Source organism: Streptomyces sp. NPDC111606 (assembly GCF_055656945.1).
The window spans coordinates 137,924-164,233 of the sequence record NZ_JBVKBY010000007.1; the positions used below are offsets into that span (position 1 = coordinate 137,924).

The 26,310-nt window shown below is 72.0% G+C and carries 25 protein-coding genes; 10 read left to right on the forward strand and 15 right to left on the reverse strand.

Translation table 11 applies throughout. The features are described 5' to 3' along the window. Window positions 1–81: 81 nt before the first annotated feature. The 3 genes from ACZ7M7_RS25045 to ACZ7M7_RS25055 are packed head-to-tail and all read left to right on the forward strand — an operon-like array spanning window position 82 to window position 3,150. Window positions 82–855 carry an SDR family oxidoreductase gene (locus ACZ7M7_RS25045; protein ID WP_451168701.1) on the forward strand — a complete coding sequence of 258 codons (774 nt, stop codon included), beginning with the start codon at window positions 82–84 and terminating at the stop codon, window positions 853–855. Then, entirely contained in the window at window positions 852–2,516 is a 1,665-nt protein-coding gene (locus tag ACZ7M7_RS25050) for a class I adenylate-forming enzyme family protein (RefSeq protein WP_472120413.1), read from the forward strand. Before ACZ7M7_RS25045 ends, ACZ7M7_RS25050 begins: the two co-directional genes overlap by 4 nt. A gap of 40 nt (window positions 2,517–2,556) precedes the next feature. Beyond that, entirely contained in the window at window positions 2,557–3,150 is a 594-nt protein-coding gene (locus ACZ7M7_RS25055) for a TetR/AcrR family transcriptional regulator (protein ID WP_328882699.1), read from the forward strand. Between the two features lie 71 nt (window positions 3,151–3,221). Here ACZ7M7_RS25055 and ACZ7M7_RS25060 read toward each other — a convergent pair whose 3' ends face one another. From ACZ7M7_RS25060 to ACZ7M7_RS25070, 3 genes are all read right to left on the reverse strand, one after another. Further along, on the reverse strand, window positions 3,222–4,436 hold the full coding sequence (locus ACZ7M7_RS25060) for an acyl-CoA dehydrogenase family protein (protein ID WP_472120415.1): 1,215 nt from the start codon (window positions 4,434–4,436) through the stop codon (window positions 3,222–3,224). Between the two features lie 5 nt (window positions 4,437–4,441). Continuing rightward, window positions 4,442–5,476, reverse strand: a complete 1,035-nt coding sequence (locus ACZ7M7_RS25065; protein WP_383607637.1) for a phosphotransferase family protein — start codon at window positions 5,474–5,476, stop codon at window positions 4,442–4,444. Between the two features lie 200 nt (window positions 5,477–5,676). Continuing rightward, window positions 5,677–5,973, reverse strand: a complete 297-nt coding sequence (locus ACZ7M7_RS25070) for a hypothetical protein (protein ID WP_472120417.1) — start codon at window positions 5,971–5,973, stop codon at window positions 5,677–5,679. A gap of 113 nt (window positions 5,974–6,086) precedes the next feature. On the opposite strand from ACZ7M7_RS25070, the gene ACZ7M7_RS25075 reads away from it, so the two are divergent. Next, entirely contained in the window at window positions 6,087–7,067 is a 981-nt protein-coding gene (locus tag ACZ7M7_RS25075) for an NADP-dependent oxidoreductase (RefSeq protein ID WP_472120419.1), read from the forward strand. Window positions 7,068–7,091: 24 nt separating this feature from the next. Here ACZ7M7_RS25075 and ACZ7M7_RS25080 read toward each other — a convergent pair whose 3' ends face one another. Beyond that, complete coding sequence (locus ACZ7M7_RS25080) at window positions 7,092–7,421, reverse strand: DUF202 domain-containing protein (protein WP_383607640.1); 330 nt, start codon at window positions 7,419–7,421, stop codon at window positions 7,092–7,094. Further along, entirely contained in the window at window positions 7,418–7,810 is a 393-nt protein-coding gene (locus ACZ7M7_RS25085) for a YidH family protein (protein ID WP_451168704.1), read from the reverse strand. The genes ACZ7M7_RS25080 and ACZ7M7_RS25085 overlap by 4 nt, the downstream gene beginning before the upstream one ends. Before the next feature lie 65 nt (window positions 7,811–7,875). On the opposite strand from ACZ7M7_RS25085, the gene ACZ7M7_RS25090 reads away from it, so the two are divergent. Then, window positions 7,876–8,667, forward strand: a complete 792-nt coding sequence (locus ACZ7M7_RS25090; RefSeq protein WP_472120421.1) for a hypothetical protein — start codon at window positions 7,876–7,878, stop codon at window positions 8,665–8,667. Here ACZ7M7_RS25090 and ACZ7M7_RS25095 read toward each other — a convergent pair. Both ACZ7M7_RS25095 and ACZ7M7_RS25100 read right to left on the reverse strand, forming a co-directional pair. Continuing rightward, window positions 8,646–9,164: an NUDIX hydrolase gene (locus ACZ7M7_RS25095; protein WP_472120423.1), complete on the reverse strand. Its 519-nt coding sequence runs from the start codon at window positions 9,162–9,164 to the stop codon at window positions 8,646–8,648. The genes ACZ7M7_RS25090 and ACZ7M7_RS25095 overlap by 22 nt on opposite strands. A gap of 34 nt (window positions 9,165–9,198) precedes the next feature. Further along, window positions 9,199–10,098 carry a DMT family transporter gene (locus ACZ7M7_RS25100; protein WP_383607644.1) on the reverse strand — a complete coding sequence of 300 codons (900 nt, stop codon included), beginning with the start codon at window positions 10,096–10,098 and terminating at the stop codon, window positions 9,199–9,201. Window positions 10,099–10,418: 320 nt separating this feature from the next. Between ACZ7M7_RS25100 and ACZ7M7_RS25105 the strand changes: the two genes are divergently transcribed. From ACZ7M7_RS25105 to ACZ7M7_RS25120, 4 genes are all read left to right on the forward strand, one after another. Continuing rightward, entirely contained in the window at window positions 10,419–11,369 is a 951-nt protein-coding gene (locus tag ACZ7M7_RS25105) for a hypothetical protein (RefSeq protein WP_472120425.1), read from the forward strand. Between the two features lie 36 nt (window positions 11,370–11,405). Next, entirely contained in the window at window positions 11,406–12,953 is a 1,548-nt protein-coding gene (locus ACZ7M7_RS25110) for an APC family permease (protein ID WP_451168709.1), read from the forward strand. 102 nt (window positions 12,954–13,055) lie between these two features. Then, window positions 13,056–13,817, forward strand: coding sequence for a molybdopterin-dependent oxidoreductase (locus ACZ7M7_RS25115; protein ID WP_472120427.1), 762 nt, complete (start codon window positions 13,056–13,058; stop codon window positions 13,815–13,817). Continuing rightward, window positions 13,801–14,424, forward strand: a complete 624-nt coding sequence (locus ACZ7M7_RS25120; RefSeq protein WP_389448989.1) for a cytochrome b/b6 domain-containing protein — start codon at window positions 13,801–13,803, stop codon at window positions 14,422–14,424. The genes ACZ7M7_RS25115 and ACZ7M7_RS25120 overlap by 17 nt, the downstream gene beginning before the upstream one ends. Here the strand turns inward: ACZ7M7_RS25120 and ACZ7M7_RS25125 are convergent. The 5 genes from ACZ7M7_RS25125 to ACZ7M7_RS25145 all read right to left on the reverse strand — a co-directional run bounded on the left by ACZ7M7_RS25125 (window position 14,407) and on the right by ACZ7M7_RS25145 (window position 19,641). After that, a complete protein-coding gene (locus ACZ7M7_RS25125) occupies window positions 14,407–15,669 on the reverse strand; it encodes a hypothetical protein (RefSeq protein ID WP_472120429.1) in 1,263 nt (420 codons plus the stop codon). The two genes, ACZ7M7_RS25120 and ACZ7M7_RS25125, sit on opposite strands and share 18 nt — an antisense overlap. A gap of 172 nt (window positions 15,670–15,841) precedes the next feature. Beyond that, window positions 15,842–16,879 carry an L-idonate 5-dehydrogenase gene (locus tag ACZ7M7_RS25130; protein ID WP_472120431.1) on the reverse strand — a complete coding sequence of 346 codons (1,038 nt, stop codon included), beginning with the start codon at window positions 16,877–16,879 and terminating at the stop codon, window positions 15,842–15,844. 14 nt (window positions 16,880–16,893) lie between these two features. Further along, window positions 16,894–17,667, reverse strand: a complete 774-nt coding sequence (locus ACZ7M7_RS25135; protein ID WP_472120433.1) for an SDR family oxidoreductase — start codon at window positions 17,665–17,667, stop codon at window positions 16,894–16,896. A gap of 10 nt (window positions 17,668–17,677) precedes the next feature. Further along, window positions 17,678–19,075, reverse strand: coding sequence for a GntP family permease (locus tag ACZ7M7_RS25140; RefSeq protein WP_383607652.1), 1,398 nt, complete (start codon window positions 19,073–19,075; stop codon window positions 17,678–17,680). Between the two features lie 47 nt (window positions 19,076–19,122). After that, window positions 19,123–19,641, reverse strand: a complete 519-nt coding sequence (locus ACZ7M7_RS25145; protein WP_383629166.1) for a gluconokinase — start codon at window positions 19,639–19,641, stop codon at window positions 19,123–19,125. 137 nt (window positions 19,642–19,778) lie between these two features. Between ACZ7M7_RS25145 and ACZ7M7_RS25150 the strand changes: the two genes are divergently transcribed. Further along, window positions 19,779–20,480 (forward strand): FadR/GntR family transcriptional regulator, encoded by a 702-nt coding sequence (locus ACZ7M7_RS25150; protein WP_427841839.1) that lies wholly within the window; start codon window positions 19,779–19,781, stop codon window positions 20,478–20,480. Between the two features lie 5 nt (window positions 20,481–20,485). On the opposite strand, the gene ACZ7M7_RS25155 is transcribed toward ACZ7M7_RS25150, so the two are convergent. The 3 genes from ACZ7M7_RS25155 to ACZ7M7_RS25165 all read right to left on the reverse strand — a co-directional run bounded on the left by ACZ7M7_RS25155 (window position 20,486) and on the right by ACZ7M7_RS25165 (window position 26,274). Further along, window positions 20,486–20,860, reverse strand: coding sequence for a YchJ family protein (locus tag ACZ7M7_RS25155; RefSeq protein ID WP_472120436.1), 375 nt, complete (start codon window positions 20,858–20,860; stop codon window positions 20,486–20,488). A 13-nt stretch (window positions 20,861–20,873) separates the two neighbouring features. Then, window positions 20,874–22,217, reverse strand: a complete 1,344-nt coding sequence (locus ACZ7M7_RS25160; RefSeq protein WP_383607656.1) for a M1 family metallopeptidase — start codon at window positions 22,215–22,217, stop codon at window positions 20,874–20,876. 187 nt (window positions 22,218–22,404) lie between these two features. Next, window positions 22,405–26,274 (reverse strand): Pls/PosA family non-ribosomal peptide synthetase, encoded by a 3,870-nt coding sequence (locus ACZ7M7_RS25165; protein WP_472120438.1) that lies wholly within the window; start codon window positions 26,272–26,274, stop codon window positions 22,405–22,407. Window positions 26,275–26,310: the final 36 nt, after the last annotated feature.

The following is a 26,310-nucleotide window of genomic DNA, read 5'->3' on the forward strand; positions in this document are numbered from 1 at the left end:
GGGGCGCGGCAGTCGTCCTTCCCAGCGACATACCGACCGGTTAGTCTGGCAGTACAGCAGAGCCGCAGTCGAAGGAGACCGATGGTGGAAGCCGTTCAGGGTGCCGGAGTCGTCGTGACCGGGGCTGGGGGTGGCATCGGGGCCGCGCTGGCCCGGCGCTTTGCCGCCGCGGGGGCTCGCGTCGTCGTCAATGATCTGGACGCCGGGAAGGCCGAGGCGGTCGCCGACGAGATCGGCGGCATCGCGGTCGCCGGTGACGCGTCCGCCGTCGTCGCCGACGCCCGGGACGCGCTCGGTGGTGCGGTCGACGTCTACTGCGCCAACGCCGGCGTCGCGTTCGGTGGCGACGACCCTGGACAGCCGCTCGACGAAAAGGCCTGGTCGACGTCCTGGGACGTCAATGTCATGGCACATGTGCGGGCTGCCAACGAACTCCTCCCGGCCTGGCTGGAGCGCGGCAGCGGACGCTTCGTCTCCACCGTCTCCGCCGCCGGACTGCTCACCATGATCGGCGCCGCGCCCTACGCCGTCACCAAGCACGGCGCCTACGCCTTCGCCGAGTACCTGTCGCTGACGTACCGCCACCGCGGCGTCAAGGTGCACGCCATCTGCCCGCAGGGGGTGCGCACCGACATGCTGGACGCCACCGGCAGTGCGGGGGACCTGGTCCTCAAGCCCACCGCCATCGCCCCGGAGGACGTGGCGGACGCCCTGTTCAAGGGCATGGAGGAGGACCGCTTCCTGATCCTGCCGCACCCCGAGGTCGCCGGGTACCACCAGGCGCGGGCCGCCGAGCCGGACCGCTGGCTGACCAACATGAACCACCTCCAACAGAAGTGGGAGGAGACCCGGTGACCGACTCCCTCTACGCGGCCAAGCCCTGGGTGGCCCTGCTCTCCGACGTCCAGCGCGCCCCGATAGCACCGGCCGACTCGCTCGTGCACGCCCTGCGCCGGGCCGTCGCCGAGACTCCGGAGCGTGCCTTCCTCGCCTATTTCGACGGCCGCCTGACCTACCGCGAGGTCGACGAGCTCAGCGACTCCGTCGCCGGGCACCTCGCCGCCCGTGGCCTGGAGCGCGGCGACCGGGTGGCGATCCTGCTGCAGAACTCCCCGCACTTCGTGCTCGCCCTGCTCGGCGCCTGGAAGGCGGGGGCGGTCGTCGTGCCGGTCAACCCCATGTACAAGTCGGGGGAGGTCGGCCACGTCCTGCGGGACGGCGAAGTGGCCGCGCTGATCTGCTCCGACCGGGCCTGGGAGTCGTATCTGCGTGAGACGGCGGCGGACTCGCCGGTGCGGATCGTACTCACCGGCTGTGAGCTGGACTTCCAGACGCGGGGCGACGCGCGCGTGCTGACCTTCGAGCGACTGCCGGAGGCCGAGGACGCCGACGACCTGACGGCCGTCGCCCGCGCCGGCCACAAGGCGCCGCAGGGGCGTGACCTCGGCCCGTCCGACATCGCGCTGATCAGCTACACCTCGGGTACGAGCGGCACCCCCAAGGGCGCCACCAACACGCACGGCAACGTCATGTACAACGCCGAGCGGCAGCGCACGGGGCTCGGCCTGCCGGACGCGCCCGTGTACTACGCGCTGGCGCCGCTGTTCCACATCACCGGGATGGTCTGCCAGCTCGGCGCGAGCCTGAACAGCGCGGGCACGCTGGTGCTGACGTACCGCTTCGACGCGGGCGTCGTGCTGGACGCGTTCGCCGAGCACCGGCCGCACTACACGGTCGGCCCGTCGACGGCCTTCATGGCGCTGGCCGCCCACCCGGCCGTCACCCCGGAACACTTCTCCTCCTTCGTGAACATCTCTTCGGGCGGCGCCCCCGTGCCGCCCGCCCTGGTGGAGAAGTTCCGGGCCGGCTTCGGGCCGTACATCCGCAACGGCTACGGCCTCACCGAGTGCACCGCCCCCTGCGCCTCCGTCCCGCCCGGCCTGGAGGCCCCCGTCGACCCGGCCTCGGGGACGCTGGCCGTGGGGCTGCCGGGCCCGGAGACGGTCGTACGGATCGTCGACGAGCAGGGCGGGGAGGTGCCGTTCGGCGAGCAGGGGGAGATCGTGGTGCGCGGACCGCAGGTCGTCCCCGGCTACTGGCGGCGCCCCGACGCCACCGCCGAGACCTTCCCCGACGGCGAACTGCGCACCGGCGACATCGGCTTCATGGACGCCGAGGGCTGGCTGTACGTCGTCGACCGTAAGAAGGACATGATCAACGCGTCGGGCTTCAAGGTGTGGCCGCGCGAGGTCGAGGACGTGCTCTACACGCACCCGGCGGTGCGCGAGGCGGCCGTCGTGGGGGTGCCCGACGGCTACCGCGGGGAGACCGTCAAGGCGTACATCAGCCTCCGTCCGGGTGCGGAAACGGACCCCGACACACTCGCCGCCTACTGCAAGGAGAGACTGGCCGCCTACAAATATCCGCGGCAGGTGGAGATCCTGCCCGACTTGCCCAAGACGGCAAGTGGGAAGATCCTCCGTCGGGAACTTCGTTCCCGCGCGAACGACGGCTAGACGCAAGCAGGAAAATCTCGGAAGGGCAGGTGGCGGCACAGTGGCCAGGACGACGGACGGTGACGGTACGCCCGTCCCGCAGCGGCTGCTCGCCGCCGCCACCCGGCTCTTCGCGGAGCGGGGTTACGACCGCACCTCGGTGCAGGAGATCGTCGAGGCGGCCGGCGTCACCAAGGGGGCGCTTTACCACTACTTCGGCTCCAAGGACGACCTCCTGCACGAGGTGTACGCGCGCGTGCTGCGGGTGCAGCAGGAGCGGTTGGACGCCTTCGCGGGGGCCGACGAGCCCATCGAGAAGCGGCTGCGCGGGGCGGCGGCGGACGTCGTGGTGACGACCATCGAGAACCTCGACGACGCGATGATCTTCTTCCGGTCGATGCACCATCTCAGCCCGGAGAAGAACAAGCAGGTGCGCGCCGAGCGGCGGCGCTACCACGAGCGCTTCCGTGCGCTCGTCGAGGAGGGCCAGGAGACGGGCGTCTTCTCCACGGCGACCCCGGCGGACCTCGTCGTGGACTACCACTTCGGCTCCGTCCACCACCTGTCGACGTGGTACCGCCCCGACGGCCCGATGAGCCCCCAGGAGGTCGCGGACCACCTGGCGGACCTGCTGCTGCGGGCACTTCGGCCCTGAACGGGCCTCGCACGACAACGCCGGAGGGGCTGGATTCCAGCCCCTCCGGCGTTTTGCGGCCCGCTACGGAGTCACAGGTACTTCTTCAACTCCCGCCGCGCCAGCGACCGCTGATGCACCTCGTCCGGCCCGTCGGCGATCATCAGGGTCCGCGCGCCGGCGTATAGCTCCGCGAGCGGGAAGTCCTGGCTGACGCCGCCCGCACCGTGCAACTGGATCGCCCGGTCGAGGATGTCGACGACCGCACGCGGCGTGGCGATCTTGATGGACTGGATCTCCGTGTGGGCACCCTTGTTGCCGACGGTGTCCATCAGCCAGGCCGTCTTGAGCACGAGAAGCCGCAGCTGCTCGACCGTCACCCGCGCGTCGGCGATCCAGTTGTGGACCACGCCCTGCTGGGCCAGCGCCTTGCCGAAGGTGTTGCGGGACACCGCCCGGCGGCACATCAGCTCGATCGCCCGCTCGGCCATGCCGATCAGCCGCATGCAGTGGTGGATACGGCCCGGACCGAGCCGCGCCTGGGCGATGGCGAAGCCGCCGCCCTCCTCGCCGATGAGGTTCGTCACCGGCACGCGCGCGTGGTCGAAGATCACCTCGGCGTGGCCGCCGTGGGAGTGGTCCTCGTAGCCGAAGACCCGCATGGCGCGCTTGATCGTGACGCCCGGGGTGTCGCGGGGGACCAGGATCATGGACTGCTGACGCCGGATGTCCTCGCCCTGCGGGTCCGTCTTGCCCATCACGATGAGGATCTTGCAGTCCGGGTTCATCGCCCCGGAGATGTACCACTTGCGGCCGGTGATGACGTACTCGTCGCCGTCCCGCTCCATGTGTGTGGTGATGTTCGTGGCGTCCGAGGAGGCCACATCCGGCTCGGTCATCGCGAACGCCGAGCGGATCTCACCGGCCAGCAGCGGCTCGAGCCACTGCTTCTTCTGCTGCTCGTCGCCGAACTGGGACAGCACCTCCATGTTGCCGGTGTCGGGCGCCGCGCAGTTCGTGGCCGTCGGTGCCAGGTGCGGGGAGCGGCCGGTGATCTCGGCGAGCGGGGCGTACTGGAGGTTGGTCAGCCCGGCCCCGTACGCCTGGTCCGGCAGGAAGAGGTTCCACAGGCCCTGCCTGCGCGCCTCGGCCTTGAGCTCCTCCACCACGGCCGGCGTGTCCCACGGGGACGCCAGCTCGGCCCGCTGCTCCTCGGCCACCGCCTCGGCGGGATGGACGTACTCGTCCATGAAGGCGAGCAGCTTGGCGCGCAGTTCCTCGGTGCGCGCGTCGAACGCGAAGTCCATGTCCGTCAGCCCTCCTGGATTCCGTCTTGAAGAGTGCTCAGGCCGTGCTCGATGAAGACCGGGACGAGGTCGCCGATGCGGTCGAAGCCGCGGCCGACCGTCTGGCCCAGCGTGTAGCGGTAGTGGATGCCCTCCAGGATCACGGCGAGCTTGAACCAGGCGAACGCCGTGTACCAGGAGACCGCGGAGACGTCGCGCCCCGAGCGCGCGGCGTACCGCTCGATCAGTTCGGCCGGATCCGGGTGCCCCGGGGCCTGGGCGGTCGTGGACACGGGGGAGTCGGGCATCTCCAGCGGCATGCTGTACATCACCAGCAGGCCCAGGTCGGTGAGCGGGTCGCCGAGCGTCGACATCTCCCAGTCGAGGATCGCCTTGATCTTGTCGTCGTCGCCGATGAGGACGTTGTCCAGCCGGTAGTCGCCGTGGACCACCGTCGCCGCGGGAGAGGTCGGCAGCCGGCGGCCGAGCGTCGCGTGCAGCTCGTCGATGCCGGCCAGCTCGCGGTTGCGGGAGGCGTCCAACTGCTTGCCCCAGCGGCGCAGTTGCCGGTCCAGGAAGCCCTCGGGCCGGCCGAAGTCCTCAAGACCCACCGACGCCGGCTCCACCGCGTGCAGCTCGACGAGGGTGTCCACCAGCGACAGCACCGCGCCCCGGGTGCGCTCCGCGCCGAGCGGGGCGAGCTGGTCGGCGGTGCGGTACGGGGTGCCCTCGACGAACTCCATGACGTAGAACGGCGATCCGAGCACCTCCTCGTCCTCGCACAGCAGCACCGGCCGCGGCACCGGCACGTCCGTCGGGTGCAGCGCGCTGATGACCCGGTGCTCGCGCTTCATGTCGTGCGCGGTGGCGAGGACGTGGCCGAGCGGGGGCCGTCGTACGACCCACTGCGAGGTGCCGTCGGAGACCATGTACGTGAGGTTGGACCGTCCGCCCTCGATCAGCCGGCCGGTCAGCGGACCGCTCGCCAGACCGGGCCGCTCGCGCTCGAGCAGGCCGCGCAGCCGTTCGAGGTCGAGTCCGGGCGGATGGTCGGGGCTCATACGGGGCTCCTCAAGGCAGGTTAACGAGACCTGACTCATGATGCCGACCAGTCGGTATGTCGTCCAGTGGGGGAGCCGAACGTGATCGGGGCCACGATAGGCCGACAGCTCCCCGCGCGGTGCGTCGGGGAGCTGTCGGGCGTGCGTTCTCGGCCAGTACGGGGCAGGTCGGACGAAGCCGCCCGGGGGCACCCGTGGGCTCAGTGGTCGTCCCAGTGGCCTGCGTGGGCGGCGTGCCGGTGGCCGTCGTGCAGGTAGTCGACGTGGTCGCCGTGCAGGACGCTCTCGTGCCCGCAGTCGCCGCCATGCTGATGGGTGTGGCCCTCGTGCGCGACGTGCCCGTCCGTCTCGCACTCGTCCCAGTGGCCGCCGTGCTCGCGGTGCAGGTGACCGTCGTGCGCGTAGTCGGTGTGGTCGCCGTGCGGCACCGCGGTGTGCCCGCAGTCCGGACCGTGGGCGTGCGTGTGGGAGGGGTGTTCCACGTGCATGGTGGTCATGGTGCTCACCTTCGAAGGTGCGGGTGGTGACGTCGGACAGGCTGCCACGCGAACGGCGCATATCGGGTTATTCGGGCTTGCGTGGCGCCCTCCCACCCCGGAGGGTCGAAGCCATGAAGGGCATCAGCTACACACGCTACGGCGGGGCCGACGAGCTCGCATACGGTGATGTGCGCGACCCGCGCGTCGGCCCCGACTCCGTGCTGGTGAAGGTGCGGGCGGCAGCGGTCAACCCGGTCGACTGGAAGTGCCGCGAGGGCTACATGGACCGGATGCTCGAGCCGGTCTTCCCGGTCGTCCCCGGCTGGGACGTCTCCGGTGTCGTCGTCCAGCCCGGTGTGTCCGTCACGGAGTTCGGCGTCGGTGACGAGGTCATCGGCTACGTACGCGAGGACGTCCTCGCGCGCGGCACCTTCGCCGAGTACGTCGCCGCGCCCGTCCGCACCCTCGCGCGCAAGCCCCGCAACCTCACCTGGGAGGAGGCGGCCGGTCTGCCGCTGGCGGGGCTGACGGCGTTCCAGGTGCTGACCAAGGTCCTCCAGGTCAAGCGCGGCGAAACGGTCCTCGTGCACGCCGCGGCCGGCGGCGTGGGCTCGATCGCCGTCCAGCTCGCCCGCCATCTGGGTGCCCGGGTGATCGGTACGGCGAGCGCGCACAACCACGACTTCGTACGCGGTCTCGGCGGTGAGCCGGTCGAGTACGGCGACGGCCTGACCGAGCGGGTGCGAGGGCTGGCGCCCGAGGGGGTGGACGCGGCGTTCGACACGGTCGGCGGTGACGCGCTGAAGGCCTCGGCCAACCTGCTGGCCCCCGAGGGCCGCCTGGTGTCGATCGCCGACCCGGACGTCTTCGACTACGGAGGCCGCTACTACTTCGTACGCCCCGACGCGGCGGACCTGCTGCGGCTGTCCGAGCTGGCGGAGGAGGGGGTGGTGTCCGTGCACGTCTCGGAGACGTTCCCGCTGGAGCGGACGGCGGACGCGCACCGGCTCAACCAGGAGGGCCGTACCCGGGGCAAGATCGTGGTCACGGTGGACTGGGAGACGGAGGAGGAGCCGGTGGCGCCGGAGGGGCTGTGGCAGGCGGTGGAGTGATCGGCTCGTGGCCGAGAGCGGATCTCAGAGGACCAGGGCGGCGCCGCAGACGGCCAGGGCCACGGTGAACAGGACCGTGGCCGTGGCATGCCGGGGCGCGAGGGCCGCCGGTTCGGCGGACGAGGCGAGCACGCCGATACGGCGGTGGGCGAGCGCCAGAAAGCCCAGCCACAGCGCGAAGCACAGGGCGCAGACGACGAGCCCGACCACGGAAACTCCGCCGTGCAGTGCGGTCTTCACGGCGAGTACGGCGGCCACGGTGCCGGACAGGGTCGTACGGCGCCACGCGAGACGCGTCCGCTCGGGCTGCAGCCCCGGATCCCTGAGGGGCTCCGCGATCGCCCCGGGGTTCACCCTTCCCACCCCACGAGCACGACGACGACCATCGCGATGGCCACGACCGCGACCACCAGGCTCAGCACCGCCGGGAACCGCGACAGCGGCAGGTCCTCGCCCCGCCGCATCGCCTGCTCGCAGCGCACCCAGTGGTTGACGGCGCGCAACGAACACAGCACGCCGGCCGCGAGCAGCGCGAGCGCCAGCCCGACGCGCCAGCCCCAGCGCAGATCCGGCAGAAACTGGTCCACCGCGAAGCCGCCGCCGACGAGCGCGAGCGCGGTACGCAGCCAGGCCAGAAAGGTGCGCTCGTTGGCCAGCGAGAACCGGTAGTCGGGTGTCCCGCCCTCCTGCCGAACCTCCTGCGGCGCAAACCACAGCCGGACGTTACGTACGAACTCGATCACATGCACGACCCTAACCGGGCGGCGGTCAGGGGGCGCTGTCGGTGCCACCCGCTACGGTTCGGCGCATGGATGTTCCCACGTCACTGGCCGGGTACGCGATGCCCGGACACGGCATCGCCCCCGCCGAGCGGCTGCTCGGGATGCCCGGGTTCTGGCCGGCGTTCCACCTCCCCGTCCGGGACGACTTCGCGCAGGACCCCGAACCCTTCGGTGCCGACTCGGCGGACGTCGACGAGGCGATCTCGGCGCTCCACGGGGCGGAGGAGACCTGGCCGGCGTTCCGCATCCCCATGACGGGCGGGCACATGCTGTGGATCGTCCACCGGAACTTCCCGGACGACGCGGGCACCGACTATCTGATCACCCACCCCGACTGGGACCGGCACGCCTGCCTGGCCTCGCTCGACGGGCACTACAGCGGGCCGGGACTGTCCTGGCCCGAGCTGGTCGCCGTGGCCGGGTCCGCCCCGGCCGGTGCGGCGGGTGTCGTGGATCCCGGACTGCGGCTGCTTCTGCTGCTGCCGGCCTTCGGCGACGCGGACGTGCCCGTGGCGGAGGCGGTGGCTCGGACATCCGATGCGCTCAGGGCGGTGGGCGTGGCCGAGGACGCGGCGCCCGACGTGGCGGAGCAGCTCCTGGACCACCCGTTCTGGGACGGGCCCAGCTGGGCGGTGCGGGGCCGCAGCCCGCTCAGCGGAACCACGGCCGAGCCGAGCAGCCCACTGGCGCTCTGTGACGGGCGGTACAGCCCACGCACCGTGCCGGCCGGCCTGGGCATCACCGCCGATCAGGAGCGGGCTCTCGCCGACGCGCTCGCGGGCCGTCCCCGGGCGGATCAGCCGGCCGCAGCCCGGTGAGCCCTGAGCCGCTCGTACGCCGCGAGCCCGTCCGGCACCCACGCCCACTCCGCCAGCCGCCGCTCGACCTCGGCCTCCGGCAGGAAGCCGTGCCAGGCGACCTCCTCCACCTGCGGGTTCACCGGCAGCTCGCAGTGCACCTCGTACACCGCTGACCACCAGGTCTGCCCGGCGCCGTCGTCGTAGAGGAACTTGAAGAGGTAGGTGGGGCGGGGGAGGCCGCGCACGCCGAGTTCCTCCTCGGCCTCGCGCAGGGCGGCGTCGTCGTAGGACTCGCCCGCGCCGACCACGCCGCCGACGAACATGTCGTACCGCGAGGGGAAGACCAGCTTCGTGGGCGTGCGGCGATGTACGAAGAGGCGGCCCTCGGAGTCCCGGGTCTCGATGAAGACGCAGCGGTGGCGCAGCCCCTTGGCGTAGGCCTCGCCGCGCCGGGACCGTCCGACGACCCGGTCGTGCTCGTCGACGATGTCGAGGATCTCGTCAGCAGCGCTCATGGGGGCCATCCAACCAGGGTGGCCGCTCGCACGGTCAGCGCGCCGGAACCGCCGCCACAGCAACCTGCCGCGGCTGCTTCACGCCGCTCGGCATCGCCGAATGCGTGCCGAGCATGATGATGCCCACCACGATCGCGGCGAGCCCCGCCGCCTCCCACGCCAGCGCGCCCGAGTCGGCGCGCAGCCGGTCGCCGAGGAAGCCGACGCCGCAGAGGATGCCGGCCAGCGGCTGGGCCGCGGTCAGGGCCGGCAGGGACATGCGCAGGGACGCCGTCTCGAAGGCGCTCTGCACGAGGATCAGCCCGGTGAGGCCGAGCGCCACGACGGCGTACGGCTGCCAGCTGGTCAGGATCTCCGCCATGCCGCCCTCGGCGAACCGCTGCCCGGTCACGCGTGTGAGGGCGTCCTGCACGCCGTACAGCAGACCGGCCGCCGTGGCCAGCAGCGCAGGGCCCGCGCTGAGCCGCGAGCGCTTGGCGTACGCGGTGAGCAGCAGGGCCGCCCCCACCATGACGCCGATGATCAGCCACTGCCTGAAGTCACCACTGGGCGCCGTCCCGCCGTGTGGCTGTCCGGCGATGATGAAGGCCGTCACACCGCCCGCGAGCAGTGCGAGTCCCGTCCAGCCCTGGCGGCCCAACGGCTGCTTGGTCTGGCGGCGGGAGAGCGCGAGCGCGAAGAGCAGGTTGGTCGCCAGCAGCGGTTCCACGAGGGAGATCTCGCCCTGGCCCAGCGCCATCGCGCCGAGCGCCATGCCGACCACCATCAGCCCGATGCCGCCCAGCCAGCGGGGCACCTTCATCAGATCGAGGAGGATCCGGGGGGAGAGGAAGTCCTTCAGCGGCGCCTTCTGGGCCGCGTTCTGCTGCAGTACGAAGCCGAAGCCCAGGCAGCATGCGGCGCTCACGGCGAGTATCAGGATCTGAAGCGACACGCTGCGTACCTCGATCATCCTGCCGGGTGGGGGACGGGGTGCGTAGGGGCCGACTGTAGCGGCACCAGGCCCGGCATGCGCGTCCTGCCATCGTGCGATGCCTGCCCGGGCTACGCCATGACGTACGCCACACACTCTGAACAATTCCGACATTTAACGCAAGATGCATGGACGGTGAACGTATCAACTGTCCCGCCAGTCACAGCAGTTGACGCGTGTAACGCCTCGGCGGCTCTTGACGCGAACCATTGGCTGCGGGTTTGCTGTGCGTGATCGCTCGATGACAGGCCACATTCTTCCCCCGGACAGAACCCAGAACGGTGTCCCCACCCCCGCCACCTCTCGGCCGCGGCCGCAAGCGCGCATCCCACACCTTCGACGCGGCCCTGGACGACGCAGAGCTCGCCGCCGCCCGCAGCGCGCTGGCCCAGGGCAGATGGCAGACGGCCCGCTCGCTGCTCGCCCGGACCAACGACGACTGGGACCGCAGAGGGCACCGCGTCACCGTGCTCGCCCAGGAGCCGTACTGCGCCCCCTGGACCCGCGACTGGCTGCTCGCCGAGCCCGACTCCGCCGACGCCGCCGTCCTGCTCGCCCTCGCTCAGGTCCAGCGCGCCCTGCGCGGCAAGGAGAAGCCGGTCCGCGCCCGCGAGTCCTGCCACGCCGCCGCCACGCTCGCGCCCGCCGACCCCACCCCCTGGCTCGGCCTGCTCATGCTGGAGAGCGCGCTGGGCGCCGAGGAGACGGTGCGGCGCCTGTTCGCCGAGGTCGGCGCCCGGTACGCCGACCACCACCACGCCCACCACCTGATGGTCGCCCGGCTCGCCGAACGCCACACCGGCGCCGGTCCCGACCCGCTGCACGAGGTCTACGACTTCGCCAACGCGGCCGCCGAGCGGGCCCCCGCGGACTCCCCGCTCGCCATCCTCCCGGTCATCGCCCACGCCGAGCGCTACCGCGTCCTCGCGGGATCCGGGCGCGAGCAGCCCGACGCCGCCACCTCCGGGCACTGGGCCGGCCGCCGGGCCCGGCAGGTGATGCGGGCCGCCTTCGACTGGTGGCTGGAGTGGGAGCAGGAGGGCCACCCGCGCCGTCTGGTCGATCTGAACTACCTCGCCCACGCCAAGGTCTGCGAGGGCCGCGGCGCCGAGGCCGCCGCCCTGTTCCACCGCATCGGCGAGCACGCCACCCCGTCGCCGTGGTCGTACCCGGACCGCGAGCCGTATCCCGCCTTCCGTGCCGCACGCGACACCGCGCTCGGCACGGCGTAACGCCCCCAACCGCAGTCGACCCAAGGACGGTCCCCGATGACCACGGGCAGTTCCAGCACGAGCAGAGCCACCGCCGGCAGCGGCGGGATCAGTACGTTCAAGGGACAGGACCGGGCCCTGCGCGCCGACCGGCTGGGCACGACGGGCCTGCTGCTGTCCGTGCTCGCCGCGACGGCACCCCTCATGGTGGTCGCGGGTGTCATGCCCACGACCTTCGGGGTGATGGGTGTCGTCGGGCAGCCGCTGCTCTTCGTGATCCTCGGCCTAGTCCTCGCGCTCTTCAGCATCGGATACGCCGAGATGAGCCGGCACGTCCACAACGCCGGCGCCTTCTACGCCTACATCTCCCGCGGCCTCGGCGGCACCGCGGGCGCCGGCGCCGCGATGGTCGCGCTCGTCGCCTACAACGCCCTCCAGGTCGGCATCTACGGCATCTTCGGCTTCGAGGTCTCCGGGCTCTTCGCGACCTACCTCGACACGGAGGTCGCCTGGTGGATACCGGCGCTGGCGGCGGTCCTCCTGGTGGGCGGGCTCGGCTGGCTGAAGATCGACCTCAACGCGCGCGTGCTCGGCGTCCTGCTGATCATCGAGGTCGTCCTCGTGGTCATCTTCGACGTCGCCGCGATCGCCGACCCCGCCAAGGAGGGCCTGTCGCTGCACGCCTTCAACCCGGACACCCTCACCGGAGCCGGCATCGGCACCGCACTGTGCTTCTGCGTCGCCGCCTTCCTCGGCTTCGAGCAGGCGCCCGTCTACGCCGAGGAGACCAGCCGCCCGCACGTCCTCGTGCCCCGCGTGATGTTCCTGGCCATCGGCGGCATCGCCGTCTTCTACACGATCAGCTGCTGGGCGTACACCGTCGCCGCGGGGCCCTCCGCCATCGTCGGCACCGCACAGGAGCAGAGCGCCGGGCTGCTGTTCTTCCTCACCGAGGACCTCCTCGGCGCCGGCTTCACCGACGTCCTGCACGTGCTGTTCGTGACCGGCATGTTCGCGGCGATGCTCAGCTTCCACAACGTCGTCGCCCGCTACGCCTTCGCCATGGGCCGCGAGGGCCTGCTGCCGTCCGCCTTCGGCCGCACCAGCGGCGCGAGCGGCGCCCCCGGCACGGGTTCGCTGCTGCAGACCGCGATCTCCCTCGTGGTCGTCGCCGTCTTCGCGCTCACCGACGACAAGCCGACCGGCGACCCGACCGCCCCGGTGCTGCACCTGTTCACCTGGATGGGCAACCTCGGCGCGCTGGGCGTGGCCGCGCTGATGGCCGCCGCGTCGGTCTCCGTCATCGCCTTCTTCGTGCGCCGCGGGGCCGTCGCCGCCCAGTTCTGGCGGCTGGCCGCGTCCGGGCTCTCGGTCGTCGGGCTGCTGTTCATCGTCGTCTACACCGTCAAGGACTTCGATGTCCTGATCGGCGCGGGCCCGGACTCGGCCCTGAACTGGGCGTTGCCCGCCGTCATCGTCCTCGCGCTGGTCGTGGGCGTGCTCCAGGGCCTGCTCCTGCGCTCCCGTGCGCCCGAGCGGCACGCCCGCATCGGGCTCGGCAACGAGGCGTTCCAGCTGGACAAGGCGGCGGCGGAGAAGCCGTAGCGGCAGGCGGTGCCCCGGTGCCGCGTAAGAAGTGATTACGGAACCCTGACGAGCACCCGCGATCCCTGGTCCGACCGGGGTCGCGGGTGTTCGAATGAGTACGTGAACCCCGAACAGCCCGCGCACGAGGGCGCAGAACAGGACGAGGAACAGGACGGGCACACGGGCAAGCCGATCGGCCGCCGCGTCCTGCTCGGCACCCTCGGTCTGGGTGCCCTCGGCGTGGTCACCGCGCCCGTCCTGCAGCGCGGGATGGAGTCCTTCCTCGCGAGCGCCTCCGACAAGGACCCCACCGGCCTGACCGACCTGCTGCCCAACGGCGGCGGCTTCCGCTACTACTCGGTGACCTCCTCCGTCCCTCGCAAGAACGCCACCACCTACCGCCTCACCGTCGACGGCCTGGTCGACCGCCCCAGGACCTACACGCTGGCCGACCTGCGCGCCCTGCCGCAGACCCGGCTGGTGCGCGACGTCCAGTGCGTCACCGGCTGGCGCGTTCCCGACACTCCCTTCGAGGGCGTGCGCCTGTCCCGGCTCCTCGACGCCGCGGGAGTGCGCAAGGGGGCCGGTGCGGTGCGCTTCACCTGCTTCGACGGCGCCTACAGCGAGAGCCTCACCCTCGACCAGGCCCGCCGCGCCGACGTCATGGTGGCCCTGCGCATGCAGGACAAGGACCTGAACCACGCCCACGGCGGCCCGGTCCGCCTCTATGTGGCGCCCATGTACTTCTACAAGTCCGCCAAGTGGCTCTCCGGCATCACCGTTACCGAGGACGTGAAACCGGGCTACTGGGAGGAACGGGGCTACGACGTCGACGCCTGGGTCGGCCGCTCGAACGGACGCGACGATGAGCCTACGACTTGACGCCCCCGGCCGGTCCACGGGCGTGCGGCGCTTCGGCCCGGCAACACGCTGGGTGCACCGCACGACGGCCGCGCTGATGGGCGTGTGCGTGGTGACGGCGGCCTGCCTGTACATCCCGCAGCTCGCCGAACTCGTCGGCCGCCGCGAGCTGGTCGTCCGTATCCACGAGTGGGCCGGCCTCGCCCTGCCCGTGCCGGTCCTGGCCGGCCTCGCCTCCCGCTACTTCCGTGCCGACCTCGGTTTCCTCAACCGCTTCGGCCCGCACGACCGCGTCTGGCTGCGCGCCGCCCTGCACCGCGACAAACGGCCCGCGTCCCGTCCGGCGGGCAAGTTCAACGCCGGGCAGAAGATCTACGCCGCGTGGATCGCCGGCGCGACGCTGGTGATGGTCGGCACCGGCCTCATCATGTGGTTCACCCACCTCACCCCCCTGGAGTGGCGCACCAGCGCGACCTTCGTCCACGACTGGCTGGCCCTCACCATCGGCATCGTCCTCGCCGGCCACATCGGCATGGCCCTGGGCGACCCGGAGGCCCGCCGCGGCATGCGGACGGGCTCGGTCAGCCGGGAGTGGGCGGAGCGGGAGCATTCACGCTGGCGGCCATGACGGGCTGTACGGCGACGGGCCGAAGGGCTCCGTGAGGGCTCCGAGGGCCGAGGTCGCCGGGCCGGGGCGCGCCGCCGATCCGCCAAGGGCCGGCACTTCCGCGCCGGGCGATGACACCGATCCGCCGAGGTCCGGCACCTCCACGCCGAGCGAGGACAGCCATCCGCCGGGATCCGACGCCGACGCCCCGGCCGACGCCCCCGGTTCATCGGTCGGCCCCGTGCCCGGGTCCTCCACCGTGTCCGGGCCGGTGACCGTGAAGGCGGCCGGCAGCCGGACCTCGGTGCCCGCGTGCCGGACGGCGATCTCGGCCGGGCCCGGCTCCAGGGCCGGTACGGCAACGGACAGCACCAGACGGTCACCCGACTCGGACTTCAGGGCAGGCACACCCGGAACCGCAGACCCGCCGATGCTCACGCTCGCGTCCCGCAGCAACTCGGCATGGTCGAAGTAGGTGCCGGTCAGCTCGATGCCGATCGTGTCGCCGGGCCGTGCCTCGCCGTCGCCGCCCGTGTCGACGCCCGCGATCCGGTAGCCGCATGCCGGCGTGCCGCCCGTTCCGGCCGCGAGCCGGACGGTGCCGCCCGGGTGCCGCCGGTGGAAGTCGAGCAGCCCGCCCAGCACGGCGTACGCGGCGCGCCCCTTGCAGGTGTCGACGCGCCCGGCGAGTTCGGCATGGGCCCCGGCCGCCGCGTCCCAGTCACCGCCCCGGCCCTGTACGGCCAGACAGGCCGCGGACAGCCCGCGCAGCAGCTGCCACTCCGCCTGCGCCGACCCCTGCGGGATCTTCCCGAGGGCGGACTCGCAGCGCTCCGGCGCGCGGAGCAGGTCGTACACGCTCGCCGGATCCGGTGTGCCGTCGGAGTCGGGCGAAGTCGGGCCGGGCGGGAGCCATGGCGGGGCCTGGAGGATCACGGTGCCCCTGCCGCTCGGGGACGGGGCGCTCGGCGAAGGGCTGGGATTCGCGCTCACCATCGCGCCCGGCAACCCGCTGGGGACAGCGGTCGGCCCGGACGCGTTCTTGCCCGCCCGGCCGTTGGGCGACTGCTGTGCCACCGGAGCGGAGCGATCCGCCGGTTCCGTCGGCCCGCCGCCGCCCTCGGACGGCCCGGCGGTCACGATGGTGCCCCCGCCGCCCCTGCCGTCCGTAGTGCCGCCCCCGTCACTCGTGAAGGCGGCGGCGGCCACCGCCACCGCCCCGACCACGAGCAGCCCCGAGATACGCATCCCGAGGGAAACCGCCATGACACCCCCCGATGTTCACGCCTCCGACGGCAGCGGCAGCCTCCGGAGGTCACCTCATCATCGGGCCGAAAACGCTCTCGGGGAAGTCGCTTCATGTGATCGTCAGGGCGAGTTCAGGTCCCCGCGAGCCGTGATCCCGGGAAAACGGAAGCCGGGCGGGACCGTCGGACGCTCAGTCCGCTCGGTCCCCGAAGTCCAACAGCACCTTGCACGAGCTGCTCCGGTCCGCCGCGAGCGTGAATGCGGCCTCGGCCTCCCGTACCGGCACCACCGCACTGACCAGCCCGTCGAACGACGCCTCGGCCGCGAGCAGTTCCAGCGCCCCGTCGAACTCCGTGTCGAAGCGGAACGCGCCCCGAAGCTCGATCTCCCGGCTCACGACGAGGTTCCCCGCGAACGGACTGCGCCCCGCCGGCAGCATCCCCAGCTGCACCACGACGCCGCCGCGCCGCGCCAGCCGCAGACAGGTGTCCAGCCCCGCGGCAACCCCCGAGGCCTCGATCGCCACGTCCACCTCGGAGGGCCACCCGGCAGCGTCCGGATCATCCGCCCGTACGAGGGTGTCGGCGCCGGCGATCCGCGCGTACTCAAGTGCCGTCGGCAGCAGGTCCGTCACGGTGACCCGCCCCGCCCCGGCCGCCTTCGCCGCCGCGACCACCAGACAGCCGATGGGCCCGGCACCGGTCACGAGGACATGCCTCCCGGCCAGGTCACCGGCCCGCCGCACCGCGTGCAGCGCGACGGACAGCGGCTCGGCGAGCGCCGCCCGCCGCAGGCCGAGGCCGGCCGGGAGCGGCCTCAACTGGCCGGCGGGTACGACAACCTGTGCGGCGAACCCGCCCTGGACGTGCGGAAAGCGCGCCGCGCTGCCCAGGTAGCGGGTGTCCCGGCAGACGTTGCGCCGCCCGTCCACGCACTCGGGGCAGACCTCGCAGGGCGTGGCCGGGTGCACCGCGACGGCCGTACCGACAGCCGGGCCCGAGGCGCCCGGGGAGCCGTACGACACAACCGTCCCGACCACCTCGTGCCCGAGCACCATCGGTTCCCTCAGCCGGAAGTCCCCGACCCCGCCGTGGAGCCAGTAGTGCAGGTCGGAGCCGCAGACCCCGCCGTAGCGCACGGCCACCAGCGCCTGCCCGGGACCGGGGACCGGCACCGGCAGCTCCTCGACCCGCAGATCGCCCTGACCGTGGATCACACAACCGAGCATCCTCGAGGCCTCCTTCACAGCACGCTCGTCATGCCGCCGTCGACGTACAGCACCTGTCCGCCGACGAAGTCCGCGGCCGGTGAGGCGAGGAACAGCACCCCGCCCACCAGGTCCTCGGTACGGCCCCAGCGTCCGGCCGGGGTCCGGCGCCGTACCCACGCGCTGAACTCCTCGTCCGCGACGAGGGGTCCGGTCAGCTCGGTCTCGATGTAGCCGGGACCGAGGCCGTTGACCTGCACGCCGTAGGGGCCCCAGTCCGCGCACATGCCCTTGGTGAGCATCTTCAGCGCGCCCTTGGTGGCGGCGTAGGGCGCGATGCCGGGGCGGACCACCTCGCTCTGCAGCGAGCAGATGTTGATGATCTTCCCGTGGCCGCGTTCCGTCATCCGCCGGGCGGCCTCCCGGCCCACCAGGAACGCGCTGGTGAGGTTGGTGTCCAGGATGCGGTGCCAGTCCGTGTCCGTGAACTCCAGCAGGGGTGCGCGCAGTTGCATGCCCGCGTTGTTGACCAGGATGTCGAGCGGGCCGACCCGCTCCTCGACGTCCGCGATCCCGGCGGCCACCGACGCACCGTCGGTCACGTCGAACGCGGCCGTGTGGATCCGGTCGCCGGGCAGGCCGGCGGCCAGTTCGGCGGCGGCCCCGCCGAGGCGTTCGCCGTCGCGGCCGTTGAGGACCACCGTGCAGCCGGCCTCCGCAAGGCCGCGGGCGAGCGCGAGGCCGATGCCCCGGCTGGAGCCCGTGACCAGGGCGGTGCGGCCCCTGATGTCGAAGAGCGGGTGGCTCATGCCCGTACCCCTAGATGATCAGTGAGAGCAGCAGGACCAGACCGCCGGCGACCACCGAGATGATCGTCTCCATGACGGACCAGGTCTTGATGGTCTGGCCGACGTTCAGGCCGAAGTACTCCTTCACCATCCAGAACCCGGCGTCGTTGACGTGGCTGAAGAACAGCGAGCCGGCGCCGATGGCGAGGACGAGCAGGGCGGTGTGGGTCGTCGACATGTCGGCCGCGAGCGGGGCGACCAGACCGGCCGCCGAGACCGTGGCCACCGTCGCCGAGCCCGTCGCCAGCCGTATCGCCACCGCGATCAGCCAGGCCAGCAACAGCGCGGGGATCGACCAGTCCTTGGAGATGTCCAGGACCATCTGGCCCACGCCGGTGTCGATCAGCGTCTGCTTGAAGCCGCCGCCGGCGCCCACGATCAGCAGGATGCCCGCGATGGGCGCGAGGCTCTTCTCGACGAGCGGCGACACCCGCTCCTTGGCGAACCCGGCGGGCTTGAGCAGCGTGAAGATGCCCACGAGTACGGAGGCGAGGAGCGCGATCATCGGGGAGCCGACGACGTCGAACACGCGCTGGACGGTGTTCTCGGGGTTGTCGATCACGATGTCGACCAGCGCCTTGGAGAGCATCAGGACGACGGGCAGGAGGATGGTGGCCAGCGTGGCGCCGAAGCCGGGCCGCTTCTCCAGGTCCTCGGAGACCCGCTGGGGGATCATCCGGTCGGGCGCCGGGACGTCGACCCACCGGGCCGCGTACCGCGAGAAGACCGGGCCGGCGATGATCACGGTCGGGATGGCGACGAGGACGCCGAGCGCCAGCGTCACACCCAGGTTGGCGCCGACCGCGTCGATCGCGACCAGCGGCCCGGGGTGCGGCGGGACCAGGCCGTGCATCACGGAGAGACCGGCGAGGGCCGGGATGCCGATGCGCATCAGCGAGTAGTTGCCGCGCTTGGCGACCATCAGCACGACCGGGATCAGCAGGACGACGCCGACCTCGAAGAACAGCGGCAGACCGATCACCGAGGCGATCAGCACCATCGCCCACGGCATCGAACGGCCCTTTGCCCGGGCGAGGATGGTGTCGACGATCTGGTCGGCGCCGCCGGAGTCGGCGAGCATCTTGCCGAGGATCGCGCCGAGGGCGATCAGCACGCCCACGCCGGCCACGGTGGTGCCGAGCCCGGCGGAGAAGCTGATGATGACCTTGTCGAGCGGCGCCCCGGCGATCGCGCCGAGCGCCAGTGACCCGAGGGTCAGCGACAGGAAGGCGTGGAGCTTGAACTGGGTGATGAGCAGGACGATGACGGCGATGCCCGCCAGGACGGCGATGCCCAGCTGAGCGTGGCCGGCCGAGGTGATGGGCTCGACGGTGTCCGCTGCCAGCATCTCGACGCTGAGTCTGGTCACGGGGTTCCCTTACAGGTACGGGGGATTGGGGAAGGGGGCGAGAAGGGTCAAGCGGTCGGCTCGGGAAGCGCCGTCAGGGCCGACACGGCCCGTCCGGTGATCTCCTCGGGGCTGCCCGACACGTCCACGACGACTCCCGCCTCGTCCTCCTGGAGCGGCTGGAGCGTGGCGAACTGGGAGTCGAGCAGTGCCGTGGGCATGAAGTGCCCCTGCCGGTGCGACATCCGGTCTTCGATGAGGGCGCGGTCGCCCGCCAGGTGCACGAACACCAGGTCCGGTGCGGCGGCCCGCAGCCGGTCCCGGTACGACCGCTTCAGCGCCGAGCAGCTGACCACCCCGCCGAGCCCCGCCCGTTCGTGCGCCCAGGTGCCGATGGCGTCGAGCCACGGCCACCTGTCGTCGTCGCCGAGCGGGGTGCCGGCCGACATCTTGGCGATGTTGGCCGGCGGGTGGAAGTCGTCGCCCTCGGCATAGGGGACGCCGAGCCGGGCCGCGAGCAGGGGACCGATGGTGGTCTTCCCGGTGCCCGCAACGCCCATGACCACGACGACATGGGGGGTACTCATCGCTGCCTCACTGTCTGCTGTCCTCGTCGACACGTGATGTCGACGCAACTGAAACTCATTAGGTACGACGAATTCAAGAGTGTGTGACATATAAGTCTGACTTTTTGATCGCGTGACTTGCCCCGTACGCTGAGTGCATGAGCACAACGGGCCGGGGGCTGCACGGCCGAGTACTGGAAACCCTCGGCCCCGCGATCACCGCGGGCGAGTACCCGCCGGGCAGCGTTCTGCGCACGGACGAACTGGCGCAGCGCTTCGACGTGTCCCGCTCGGTGATGCGCGAGGCGGTCCGCGTCCTGGAGTCCATGTACCTGGTGGAGTCCCGCCGCCGCGTGGGCGTGACGGTCCGTCCGAAGTCCGAGTGGAACGTCTACGACCCCCAGGTCATCCGCTGGCGCCTGGCCGGCGCCGACCGCCCCCAGCAGCTGCGCTCACTCACGGTCCTGCGCTCGGCCATCGAACCGGTGGCGGCAGGACTGGCCGCCAAGTACGCCACGGCCGACCAGTGCGCCGAACTCACCGAGTGCGCCCTCGGCATGGTCGCCCACTCACGCGGCCACCAGCTGGAGGGCTACCTCATCCACGACGTCGCCTTCCACCGAGTCATCCTCAACGCCTCCGGCAACGAGATGTTCGCCCGCCTCGGCGACGTGGTGGCCGAGGTCCTCGCCGGCCGCACCCACCACGAGGTCATGTTCGAGGACCCCGACCCCTCCGCGGTCACCCTGCACGTCCAGGTCGCCGAGGCGGTCCGCGGCGGCGACGCGGTCCGGGCGGAACACCTGACCCGCGAGATCACCATGGGCGCCCTCCAGGAACTCGACATCCTGGCCCCGTAGGTGCCCTAGCTCAGGAACTCCCCGTCCACGTACACCCACGCCCCGTCGACCCGCTCGAACCGGCTCCGCTCATGCAGCGACCCACCCCGGTACGAGGCCCGGAAGGTCACCGTCCCCGTGGCGTGGAACGCCGACCCGTCCGCCGTCTCCAGGATCTCCAGCCCGGTCCACCGCATCCCCGGATCGAGATCCAGCCGCGCGGGCCGCGTCCGCGGATGCCAGGTCCGCAGCAGATACGCCGCATCCCGCTGGACGAACGCGCTGTACCGCGACCGCATCAGCGCCTCGGCGGTCGGCGCGGCCGCCGCACCGGAGTGGAAGCGGCCGCAGCAGTCGTCGTATGCCCTGGGCAGCCCGCAGGGGCAGGAACGCGAGGTCATGCCCGCCATTGTGCTAGCCCGCCGCCCGCGTCTCGGCCCCGGGCAACGGCGGCAGCGCGGTCCCGTACACCCACGCCTCGAACAACTCCTCCACCGGCTCGGTCGCGAACCGGGCCACGTACGAGGTGAAGGCCTGGGTCGTCACCGTGCCGTTGCGGTGCAGCCGGCCCCACCCGCGCAGCATGCGGAAGAAGGCGATGTCCCCGAGCGCGCAGCGCACGGCGTGCAGGGTCAGCCCGCCGCGTTCGTACAGCCGGTCGTCGAACATCGACTTGCGCCCCGGATCCGCCAGCCGCAGATCCTGCGGCATCGACGACAGCAACCGGTGCGCGGCGGCGGCGAGTTGCTGCGCCGTACGCCCGCCCGACCGCTCCGACCAGAGCCACTCCGCGTACTTCGCGAACCCCTCGTTCAGCCAGATGTGCCGCCAGTCGGCGATGGACACGCTGTTGCCGAACCACTGGTGCGCCAGCTCGTGCGCCACCAGCCGCTCCGAACCCCGCGCCCCGTCCACGTGGTTGGCGCCGAACATCGACAACCCCTGCGCCTCGACGGGCACATCGAGTTCCTCCTCGGTCACCACGACCGCGTACTCGTCGAAGGGGTACGGCCCGAACAGATCCTGGAACAGCTCCATCATCTGCGGCTGGCGCGCGAAGTCCCGCGAGAACTCCGGCAGCAGATGCGCCGGGATGTGCCCGTGCTGCGGAATGCCGCCCAGGCCCGGGTCGCCCAGCAGCACCGTCTGGTACTTGCCGATCGACAGCCCGACCAGATAGCTGGACGTCGGCGCCGACTGCTCGTACACCCAGGTGGTCGTGCTCGCCTTCGTCGTACGGGTCAGCAGCCGCCCGCCCGCGACCACCGCGTACGCCGACGGCGTGGTGATCGAGATCTGGTACGACGCCTTGTCGGCGGGCCGGTCGTTGCACGGGTACCAGGACGGCGCCCCGATCGGCTGGCTCGCCACCAGCGCACCGTCCTCCAGCTCCTCCCAACCGAGCCCGCCCCAGGGGCTGTTCACCGGCTTGGGGTTGCCCGCCCAGTGCACCTCGACCGTGAAGGCCGCCCCGGCACGGATCGGCTTGGCGGGGCGGATCCGCAGCCGCCCCCCGCGGTGGGTGTAGTGCGGCTGCCGTCCGTCGACCCGGACCCGGCCGATCTTGAAGTCGGCAAGGTTCAGCATGAACTCGGTCAGCGGCGCCCGTCCCGCAATGGCGTTGATCCGCGCCGCCCCGGAGAGCCGGTTCGGGCCCGGGCGGTAGTCCAGCGCGAACTCGTACCGGTGCACCCGGTACCGGGGATCGCCGTGCTCCGGGAAGTACGGGTCCGCGCCTGCCGTCTGCTGAACTGCCACTGCTGTCTGTGCTCCCTGCGCCGTACTGCTGCCACTCCGTGCCGGCCCACTGGGCTGCGACACTCTTCGCCTCCGGGACGCCTCAGCCGGTGTCGGGAGGGCGATCGTGCTCAGCCCTTCGGGCCTCCGCGCGTTCTCCCTCCCGACACCGGCGCGCCCTGCGGCGGCGGCCCCGAGTGGGCCGCGCTCAGGGACGACGCCATGCTTCGATCGGATTACCGAGCCAACGGGTGTCGTCGGGGACGGACTCCGCCGCCATGACGAGCGACGCGGGACCCAGTGTCGTACGGGCCCCGATCGCGCTGCCCGGAAGGACGATCCCGCCAGGACCCAGCGTCGCGCCCTCACGGAGGACCACAGTATCCGTCCGCAAGATCCGGTCGTGGAAGAGGTGTGTCTGGAGCACACAGCCCCGATTCACGGTGGCGGCGTCCTCAAGGGTCACCAGATCGGTCTCCGGGAGCCAGTAGCTGTCCACCCACACGCCCTTGCCGACGTGCGCGCCGAGCCCGCGCAGCCACGCCGTCATCACCGGCGTCCCCGGCACCGAACCCGCCAGCCACGGCACGGCGAGCACCTCGACGAACGTGTCCGCCAGCTCGTTGCGCCACACGAACCCGGACCACAGCGGATGCTCCCCGCTGCGGTGCCGGCCCACCAGCACCCACTTCGCGACGATGGACACGAGCCCCGCCAGGGCACCGGCCCCGAGCAGCACCAGCCCCGACAGCAGCGGCGCCCAGACCCCCAGCACGCACAGCGCCGCGATGGTCAGCACCGCCAGACCGGCCGAGCAGAACACCGGCACGATCCGGCACAGCTCCACCAGCGCGCGTGCCCACAGCAGCCGGGCCGGGGGATCGTACGTAAGGCTCTGGTCGCCGTCGGCCGTGCTGCGCGGCAGCTTCACCGGCGGCAGCCCCAGATACGACGTGCCCTTCTTCGCCTTCTTCGGCGTCGCCGACAGCACGCCGACCAGGCCGCCCTCCGGCACGGTCCGCCCGGGCGCCGTCATCCCCGAGTTCCCGAGGAAGGCCCGCCGCCCGATCTCCGCCCGCCCGATCCGCATCCAGCCGCCACCGAGCTCGTACGGCGCGGTCAACGTGTCGTCGGCCAGGAACGCGCCCTCACCGACCGTGGTCAGACTGGGCAGCGCCAGCACGGTCGACACCTCCGCGCCCCGCCCGATCCGCATGCCCAGCAGCCGCAGCCACACCGGCGTGACCAGCCCGGCATACAGCGGGAACAGGGTCTCGCGCGAGCGGTCCATCAGCTGCGTGACGGTCCACGCCTGCCAGCCGATCCGGCTGTGCGTGGGATGCGTTCCCTCACGCAGACCGAGACTCAGCAGCCGCACGCCGATCAGGATCAGCACGGCGTACGCCAGCCCGAAGGCGAGCGTCGCCGGTACGAGGGCCAGCGCGGCGCCCGTCAGCGGCGCGTCCGGCGTGAAGAACTCCCGGCCCACGAGGAACGCCGCCACGCCCGCCAGCACGGGCAGCGCGCTCAGCGCGACGCCGGTGATGCCGTACATGACACGCCAGTACGTCCCGCGCCGCGGCCGTTCCTTCGGCCAGTTGCGCTTGGCCTTGCCCAGCTTGACCGCCGGCGCGCCGGCCCACCGCTGACCGGTGGGAATCTGCCCGGTGACCGCCGAACCGGGCGCCACCTCGGCACGCTTGCCGACCCGGGCGCCGGGGAAGAGCATGCTGCGCGTGCCGACGACGGCATGCGCGCCCACCTTGACCGTGCCGATCTCCAGCCGGTCCCCGTCCAGCCAGTAGCCGGACAGATCCACCTCGGACTCGACGGCCGCGCCGCGCCCCAGCTTGAGCAGCCCGGTGACCGGCGGCAGCGAGTGCAGGTCGACGTCCGGCCCGACCTTGGCGCCCAGCGCCCGGGCATACCGCTCCAGCCAGGCCCCGGTCAGCGAGGTCGCCCCGCTGAACTCGGCCAGCCGCTCGGCCGCCCACAACCGCAGATGCAGGCTGCCCCCGCGCGCGTACCGTCCGGGCTTCACGCCCCTGAGCAGCAGCCGCGCACCCGCGGCGGCCAGCGCGAGCCGCCCCGGCGGGCTGTACAGCAGGACCGCTCCGACGGCGACGAGCCACCAGGAGGCCGTGGGCAGCCACCCGTAGGCGGGCAGCAGATTCCCGAGCGCGGCCAGCGCGACGGTCCAGCGCAGGCCGAGCAGCGTGAACAGCGGAACGAGAAGAAGGAGCTGGATCACCTGCGCGCGCCGGGGCACCGGCGCCACGAATCGTTCCGCCCCGTCGTCGTGCGCGGACTTCTCCAGGTGCCGGGCCAGCTTTCGCAGGACCGGCTGCTGGTAGATGTCCAGCACGGCTGCGCTCGGATAACGGGTCCGCAGCCGAGTCGTCAGCTGCGCGGCGGCCAGACTGCCGCCGCCGATCGCGAAGAAGTCGTCGGAGGCGCGGGACACGGGGATGCCGAGCACCTCGGCCCACTGCTCGGCGAGCCAGGCCTCGGTGCCGTAGAGCTGCTCCGCCGGACCGCCGGTTTCCAGGCCCTCCAGCGGCCAGGGCAGCGCGCCTCGGTCCACCTTGCCCGAGGTACGGGTCGGCAGCTCCTCGACGGGCGCCAGCAACGGCACGAGCGCGGCGGGCAGCGCGGCGCGCAGCTTCTCGACGGCGACGGCGTGATCCCAGCCGTCCTGTGTGACGACGTACCCGACGAGCAGCTGATTGCCACTGCGAGCGGTCCGCACGGCGGCGGCCGCCCCGGCCACGCCCGGCAGCGCCTGCAACGCGGCATCCACCTCACCGAGCTCGATCCGCCGCCCGCCGAGCTTGATCTGCTCGTCGGCCCGCCCGAGGAAGACCAGCCCCTCCGGCTCCGCCTTGACGAGGTCACCGCTGCGATACGCCCGCTCCCAGCCCAGCGACTCCAGCGGCGCGTACTTCTCGGCGTCCTTCTCGGCATCGAGATACCGGGCCAGCCCGACCCCGCCGATCACCAGCTGCCCGCCGGCACCCATCGGCACGGGCTCCCCGGCCTCGTCGACGACGGCCAGCTCCCAGCCGTTCAGCGGCAGCCCGATCCGGATCGGCTCCGCACCGCTCATCAGCGACGCACAGGCGACGACGGTCGCCTCGGTCGGGCCGTACGTGTTCCAGACCTCGCGCCCCTCGGTCACCAGCCGCTGCGTCAGCTCGGGCGGGCAGGCCTCACCACCGAAGATCAGCAGGCGTACGTCGTTGAGGGTCTCGGGCTCCCAGAGCGCGGCGAGCGTGGGCACGGTCGACACGACCGTGATCTCCTGCTCGACCAGCCAGGGCCCTAGATCGGCGCCGCTCCGGACCTGCGCACGAGGCACCGGCACCAGACAGGCGCCGTACCGCCACGCCAGCCACATCTCCTCGCAGGACGCGTCGAACGCGACCGACAGCCCCGCCATGACCCGGTCACCGGGCCCGATCGGCTCCTCGGTGAGGAACAGCGCGGCCTCGGCGTCCACGAACGCGGCGGCACTGCGGTGCGAGACGGCGACGCCCTTGGGCTTCCCGGTGGAGCCGGAGGTGAAGATGATCCACGCGTCGTGCCCGACGCCGGGACGGGCGGCGGGGGACTCGGACGTGCCGTGCACGGTGATCTCGTGCCCGGCGCCGACGACGGCCCGTACGTCCGCCTCCCCGAACACCAGCTCGGCCCGCTCGTCCGGGTCCTCGGCGTCGACGGGGACGTACGCGGCACCGGCCGCGAGTACGGCGAGGATCGCCACGTAGAGGTCATTGGTGCCGGACGGCACCCGCACGCCCACCCGGTCGCCGAGCCCGACCCCGGCCGCACCGAGCCCGCGCCGCAGCCGCTCCACCTCGACGGCCAGCGCACGGTAGGTCAGGCTGGTCGTGCCGTCGTCCAGCGCCGGCTCGTCGGGGTAGGACCGCACGGACGCCTCGAAGATGTCGACGAGCGTGCGCGGGGAGGCCGCCGGGCCTCCGGAGAAACGTGCCGTGTCACCGAACCGCTGGTGGATCTCTGCGCCGAGCTCTTCGTCGAGCAGGCCGAGAGCATTGCTCTCCTGTATGGCTGCCATCCGGTCCTCGCGTCTCGATCCCGGAAGCCTCCGGGG

Excerpts from the sequence above, each read along its gene's own strand:
- ACZ7M7_RS25045 (WP_451168701.1), top strand. The coding sequence starts at position 82 with ATGGTGGAAGCCGTTCAGGGTGCCGGAGTCGTCGTGACCGGGGCTGGG.
- ACZ7M7_RS25060 (WP_472120415.1), bottom strand. The coding sequence starts at position 4,436 with ATGGACTTCGCGTTCGACGCGCGCACCGAGGAACTGCGCGCCAAGCTG.
- ACZ7M7_RS25065 (WP_383607637.1), bottom strand. The coding sequence starts at position 5,476 with ATGAGCCCCGACCATCCGCCCGGACTCGACCTCGAACGGCTGCGCGGC.
- ACZ7M7_RS25070 (WP_472120417.1), bottom strand. The coding sequence starts at position 5,973 with ATGACCACCATGCACGTGGAACACCCCTCCCACACGCACGCCCACGGT.
- ACZ7M7_RS25075 (WP_472120419.1), top strand. The coding sequence starts at position 6,087 with ATGAAGGGCATCAGCTACACACGCTACGGCGGGGCCGACGAGCTCGCA.
- ACZ7M7_RS25090 (WP_472120421.1), top strand. The coding sequence starts at position 7,876 with ATGGATGTTCCCACGTCACTGGCCGGGTACGCGATGCCCGGACACGGC.
- ACZ7M7_RS25095 (WP_472120423.1), bottom strand. The coding sequence starts at position 9,164 with ATGAGCGCTGCTGACGAGATCCTCGACATCGTCGACGAGCACGACCGG.
- ACZ7M7_RS25110 (WP_451168709.1), top strand. The coding sequence starts at position 11,406 with ATGACCACGGGCAGTTCCAGCACGAGCAGAGCCACCGCCGGCAGCGGC.
- ACZ7M7_RS25120 (WP_389448989.1), top strand. The coding sequence starts at position 13,801 with ATGAGCCTACGACTTGACGCCCCCGGCCGGTCCACGGGCGTGCGGCGC.
- ACZ7M7_RS25125 (WP_472120429.1), bottom strand. The coding sequence starts at position 15,669 with ATGGCGGTTTCCCTCGGGATGCGTATCTCGGGGCTGCTCGTGGTCGGG.
- ACZ7M7_RS25130 (WP_472120431.1), bottom strand. The coding sequence starts at position 16,879 with ATGCTCGGTTGTGTGATCCACGGTCAGGGCGATCTGCGGGTCGAGGAG.
- ACZ7M7_RS25135 (WP_472120433.1), bottom strand. The coding sequence starts at position 17,667 with ATGAGCCACCCGCTCTTCGACATCAGGGGCCGCACCGCCCTGGTCACG.
- ACZ7M7_RS25145 (WP_383629166.1), bottom strand. The coding sequence starts at position 19,641 with ATGAGTACCCCCCATGTCGTCGTGGTCATGGGCGTTGCGGGCACCGGG.
- ACZ7M7_RS25150 (WP_427841839.1), top strand. The coding sequence starts at position 19,779 with ATGAGCACAACGGGCCGGGGGCTGCACGGCCGAGTACTGGAAACCCTC.
- ACZ7M7_RS25155 (WP_472120436.1), bottom strand. The coding sequence starts at position 20,860 with ATGACCTCGCGTTCCTGCCCCTGCGGGCTGCCCAGGGCATACGACGAC.
- ACZ7M7_RS25165 (WP_472120438.1), bottom strand. The coding sequence starts at position 26,274 with ATGGCAGCCATACAGGAGAGCAATGCTCTCGGCCTGCTCGACGAAGAG.